The organism is Helicobacter sp. UBA3407 (genome assembly GCF_949747025.1).
GTDB lineage: Bacteria > Campylobacterota > Campylobacteria > Campylobacterales > Helicobacteraceae > Helicobacter_D > Helicobacter_D ganmani.
Window position 1 is genome coordinate 1 of sequence record NZ_CATKCB010000149.1, and the last position, 5,536, is coordinate 5,536.

Genomic DNA, 5,536 nt, shown 5'->3' on the forward strand with positions numbered 1-5,536 from the left:
ATTTTATGAAAATGTCTGCTTAAAGCCTAAAGGTGCGGTAGAGAGGGTGAAAAACCAGCTTTCTTATAAATTGGGAGCGGAGATTTTAAAAACAAAAAATCCGATGAGAATATTTATTTTAACTTTTAAGCTAAAAAATCTCATAAACCATTGGGGACAACTAGAATCCAAAACCTTAAATTTAGATGATTTTAGTGATTATTACGAGGGACTTAAAACTTGCGAACATCTTTCCTATTCTCTTGGATTCACTTTTTTAAAAGCTTATACAAATTGGTATAAGGGAGAAATTTTACTGCTACCTTTTAAGTTTTATAGAGTTTATAGACAATTTAAAGAAAAAAGGATATAAATGGAAGTTTTGCTATCAATCATCGTGCCTTGTTATAATGTAAGTGCATATATTGATGATTCTTTCAAGTCTTTAATTTCACAAAAAGATATAAAAAATTTTGAAATACTTTTTATTGATGATTGTTCAACAGATAATACTTCGCTAATAATCCAGCAATTAATTTCAAAAACAAATGCACCACATATCCATTTCCAGCTAATTAAAAATTCAATCAATGGCGGCTATGGCAAAGCAGTTAATTTGGGTATAAATAAAGCAAATGGTAAATATATTTGCATCTTTGAACCAGATGATATTTTGCCAAGCAAATATTATAGTATTCTATTACAACAAATTCAAAAAAATTCTTTGCAAGCTTGCTTTTATGATACTTATATAGAAACTAGAAATGGAATAAAAAACAATGTAGTAAATTTATACAATCCATATTACATAAAAAATACATTGGATATATTAACAGAACAAGAAATACAAGATAGACTAGCTTTGGGAAATTGTGGAATTTGCCTTGGCATATATTTGAGAGATTTTTTAATGACTCAAAATATCAAGTTAAATGAAAATAGCAAGGGATACGAAGATATTGCTTTTATTGCTTTATTATTTTCACAAATTAAAAAAGTAAAAATTATTCCCGGTGGTGGGTATAGGTATCGGAGAGATAATATCTCTCAAAGTGTCTTAAATTATTCTAACTTCCATAAAATCCTAATTGTTACGAAATATGTCCTAGAGCAAGCGCAGAAAAATCAAAGATATGCCGCTATTTTGGGTTTCTTACTAACTCATTTAAAAACTTATCACGATAAAGCTATTTTAAGCAAACAGAATTTTCTAGTTTCCAATATTAAAGAAATTGCTAGAGAAATCATAGAAAATGCGGAATTAAAATGCAATCACAGAGTTTTAAGATTTATCAAATCTTTACAGAGAGAATTTAATTTGAAAAATATATCTGCTGAAGTTGTTGATAACTATTACCCGATTCATTATGCAAAAACTTTACCACTTTCAGACTATTTAAAAGAAGATTTTTCTATATTGTATAGTTATGCTCACCTTAAATTTTACCTTGCAGCCAACGAAATGAGTGTATTTGACAGCAATATAAACGATATACAAAACGACATCTTGACTTTTTCAAATATACCAGAAAGTGAAAAGGATTTAGAGTTCATTGATTTTATACAATATTTTTTACTACATACACCTTATAGCGTTCTATCAAAAAATTCTATAATAAATAACGATATTTTTTTATTGGCAAGACAGATGAACATTATTCCTTCTGTAAATCCTTATATACATCAAGCAAATTTTTCACTATTCTTAGGCGTTGAAAAATTTGAAGAAATGAGCGACTTTAACGATTTTTCCATAATCAAAGCCTATTATGCTTTATTGGAAAGTCATACCAAATCTTTTGTAAAATATCTTAGACAAAAAAGTATAGCCATCGTAGGCAATAGCCCTTGCGAACTTGGCAAAAATAAAGGAATGGAAATTGATTCGCACGATATTGTTATTCGTTTTAATAATTTTTCTACCGATAAAGAATATATTAAGGATTATGGACAAAAAACAAATATATGGGCTTTAACACCTGCACTCAATTCTATTATGGAAAGAGAAAATATATCATTTGATTTTATTTTATGCGCCCATACCAATAGAAAAACTCCAATTAATCGGTTTAATATACTAAAAAATTGGATATTTTCTGGTGCTAATGTAGCACAAATTCCTTGTATTGATATTTTAATTAAATACGATATAAGAGTTATGTCAATGGGACTAATCGTGGCATTATGGATATTAGAAAATATAAACTTCAAAAAAATGAATTTATATGGTTTTTCACTAAAAGAACAAGAACAAGGTATTACCCACTATTTTGAAGGAGACCCTTCAAAAGGAAAAGTCTTGCCGATACATAAATGGGACCAAGAATCTCAAATATTAGCATCAATAAAACAAATATTAAAGGAAAAATATGCTTAAACACTACATCCATTGTCATCAATCTTTTGATTTATTAAAAGGAGGAAGTGTTGGTTATATCTCATCTTTATTTCAAGGCTTTACAGAGAATAATCCTTTATTCCAAATACAAGAAGATTTACAATGTTGTTTTCTTTTTCCCAATATTGCGACACACGAAAGATTAGAAAATGAAGATTTAGGGTTTGTTTTAGATGCTAGGTTACAATATACACAATACAATAATGAAATAAGTACAAAAACCTCTTTAGACTTGCTTGAAAAAAGACAAAGATTGTTTAGAGAAGTTTTACCAATAACAGAATATTCAAAATTAGACCCCAAGTATATTAGTTCAATCCATATTCACGGAGCCTATAATTTCTTTCCTGTTTATAATAGTCTTACAAAAATGGGTATAGAATCAAGAGTAGTCAAAATTTTAACTACACACAATCCCTATCAACCTACAATGGAAGATATGTATTTATTAAACAGGGCTAGACCATTAGATGAAAATACTAACAAATTGATGTCTTATTATTTTAACGAAAGAGATAAATGGGCTTTTAAGCTTGCTGATTGTCTATTTTTCCCCTCTAAAGAAAGTTTAGAGGGATATTATAGTTTATGGTCTGATTTTGAAAATTTAATCAAAGATAAACAAATATACTTTTGCCCTACTGGCACAACTATCAAAAAACCGATTCTTAGTCAAGAAAATTTAAAATCTCATCTGAATATACCAATTGACGCTAAAATGATTTTATATATAGGCAGATTTATTGATGTCCGAGGATACGACATATTGATAGAAGCAGCACAAACCATACTAAATACTAGAAATGATATTTATTTTGTTGTTGTTGGTGAAAAACAAATCTCCCCCATAACCCACAAACAATGGATACAAATTCCTTTTGTAGATAATCCAAGTGATTATATCAATGCAGCAGATGTTTGTTTGTGCCCCAATAGAGGTAGCTTATTTGATTTGAGTATGATAGAAATTTTATCCTTAGGAACTCCAATAATTTGTTCTTATGTAGGAGGATATAAATGGTTAGAAAACAAGACAAGCGGTGTTCTTTATGCTCTAGCTGGCAATAAAGACTCTCTAATATCTAAAATTTACGAATTTATGGATTTAACCCAAGAAAAGTTATCCAAAATGTCTCAAGACAATAAAATGCTATACAACAATGAACTTTCACTAAAATGTTTTCAACATAACTATTGTGAAACCATCAAAGAAATTTATAAAGATTTTAAAATTAGTAATAAACAATATATGATTTCTTATTGCGAAACAAATCTATTGTGCAATGCTTTATTTCAAAATAAAACTATGCTTGCTTCTGATAAAAAAATCATAGGCAAGACAAAACTGCAAAGAAAAATTGATAAACTAAAGAATAATCCTATGTTATTTATAAAAGATTTTTTCCGAAAAAGGTTTAAGCGATGATACCAAACAACCACGCTAACATAAAAACTTCAGGAAAAAATAATGTTATAGAATTTTGCGATAACTTCAGATTCTTTGATAAAATAAATTGTTCTATATCTGGAGAAAATAACACGATTCAAGTTGGCAATGTAAATATAACCCAAAGAGGCAATCTCAAAATACACATCAATGGAAATAATAATATTGTAAAAATTGATGATGGAGTGATTATAAATCATAATCTATCGCTTTCTTTTTTTGCCGGAGGCTTAGGTGCGATTGCCAATGATTGTTCTATCAAGATTGCTTCCAATACTTTTTTCAATGGAAGCACAAGTTTAATTTGCGGTGAAAAAAATACAAATATCCTTATAGGAGCAGACTGCCTCTTTGCTAACAATATTCGTTTAATCACAACAGATAATCACTCAATCTATGATATTTCAACCCTTAAAAGAGTAAATCAAGCCGGAGATGTGAAATTGGGTAATCATATTTGGGTCTGTGAAGATGTAACTTGTTTGAATAATTCTAGCGTAGCTGATAATTGCGTAATAGCAACAAAATCTCTTGTAACTAAACATTTAACGGATGAAAATTGTGTTTATGGCGGCATTCCTGCAAAAAAAATTAAAAGTAATATCAACTGGGATACACAAATAAAAGATAAATTTATGGGGGGGGGGGCACAAGCCGCCTAATACAATAATGAAAAATGCAACTTTTGTGGATTCTAATATAGCTAATAACCGTGTTGGAATTATTATTCCAATCTATAATGCAGAAAAATATCTTGAAAAATGCTTAGATTCAGTTGTTAATCAAACTCATACTAATTTAGAGATATTGCTAATTGATGATGGAAGCACAGATAATTCTTGTCAAATTGCCAAAGAATACGCTGCCAATGATGAAAGAATTACTTTGATTTTAAAAGATAACGCGGGACAATCTAGCGCAAGAAATATAGGAATAGATTATTTTAATCAAGAATATCAGTTCATTCCTACAAACAAAGAAATTGAAAAATTACATTTATTTAAAATCAAAAATCTTAACAATACAAAAATCTTAACAACCAAAAAACTTTTAGCGATTCCAAAAATAGATTATTTAATCTTTTTAGATTCTGATGATTCTTGGGATTTAGATTGTTTAAAAAAATGTGTAACCGCTATGAACAATAAGAATATAGATATAGTGTGGTTTCATTTAAGTTTTATCTATAAATTAAACTACAAAAGTCATTGGGTAATAACACCAAAACAATTACTTCAAGATATGATTAATAATCAAATAGATTATTTCTTTTTTGTTTGGGGTGGTATGATTCGATTTGATTTTTTAAAAAAAATAAAATTAAAATTTTTGGAAGGCGTTATGCACGAAGACCATTTTTTTGGAATCTGTTTATTTCTACAGGCAAGAAACATTTATATCTTGAAAGATAATCTTTATAAATATTTTACAAGCATAAATAGCGTTACAAGAGGAAAAAACTTATCTTTAGGGACTTTACAATCTTTTTATAATTATGCTAACGACGCGATTGATTATGTATTTTTTGATATTCTTAAAAAAACGAGAAGCAAGCAAATCTACAAAGAAATTTCTAGATTAATAATAAACGAACATATTTATTATTATATCCTCACCCTAAAAGATGATGAATTAAAAGAGTTAGCAAAAAAAGTGTTTTTTGGCAAACATTATTTTCAAACATTTCTTCCAGCATTCTCTTTCATTAGGAG

4 protein-coding genes and 1 pseudogene are annotated in these 5,536 nt (G+C 28.4%); all 5 read left to right on the plus strand.

Going from position 1 to position 5,536, the window contains the following annotated elements; genetic code table 11:
• Window positions 1–352 (plus strand): annotated as a pseudogene (locus tag Q1553_RS05460) (hypothetical protein); the annotation flags it as partial.
• Complete coding sequence (locus tag Q1553_RS05465) at window positions 353–2,356, plus strand: glycosyltransferase family 29 protein (RefSeq protein ID WP_297571893.1); 2,004 nt, start codon at window positions 353–355, stop codon at window positions 2,354–2,356. It begins immediately after the preceding pseudogene.
• Window positions 2,349–3,803, plus strand: coding sequence for a glycosyltransferase (locus Q1553_RS05470; RefSeq protein ID WP_115552299.1), 1,455 nt, complete (start codon window positions 2,349–2,351; stop codon window positions 3,801–3,803). Before Q1553_RS05465 ends, Q1553_RS05470 begins: the two co-directional genes overlap by 8 nt.
• Window positions 3,800–4,486: a hypothetical protein gene (locus tag Q1553_RS05475; protein WP_300692318.1), complete on the plus strand. Its 687-nt coding sequence runs from the start codon at window positions 3,800–3,802 to the stop codon at window positions 4,484–4,486. Before Q1553_RS05470 ends, Q1553_RS05475 begins: the two co-directional genes overlap by 4 nt.
• 7 nt (window positions 4,487–4,493) lie before the next feature.
• A partial coding sequence (locus tag Q1553_RS05480; protein WP_300842798.1) for a glycosyltransferase occupies window positions 4,494–5,536 on the plus strand: 1,043 nt, incomplete at its 3' end.

Coding starts and splice junctions, on each gene's coding strand:
- Q1553_RS05465 (WP_297571893.1), top strand. CDS start 353: ATGGAAGTTTTGCTATCAATCATCGTGCCTTGTTATAATGTAAGTGCA.
- Q1553_RS05470 (WP_115552299.1), top strand. CDS start 2,349: ATGCTTAAACACTACATCCATTGTCATCAATCTTTTGATTTATTAAAA.
- Q1553_RS05475 (WP_300692318.1), top strand. CDS start 3,800: ATGATACCAAACAACCACGCTAACATAAAAACTTCAGGAAAAAATAAT.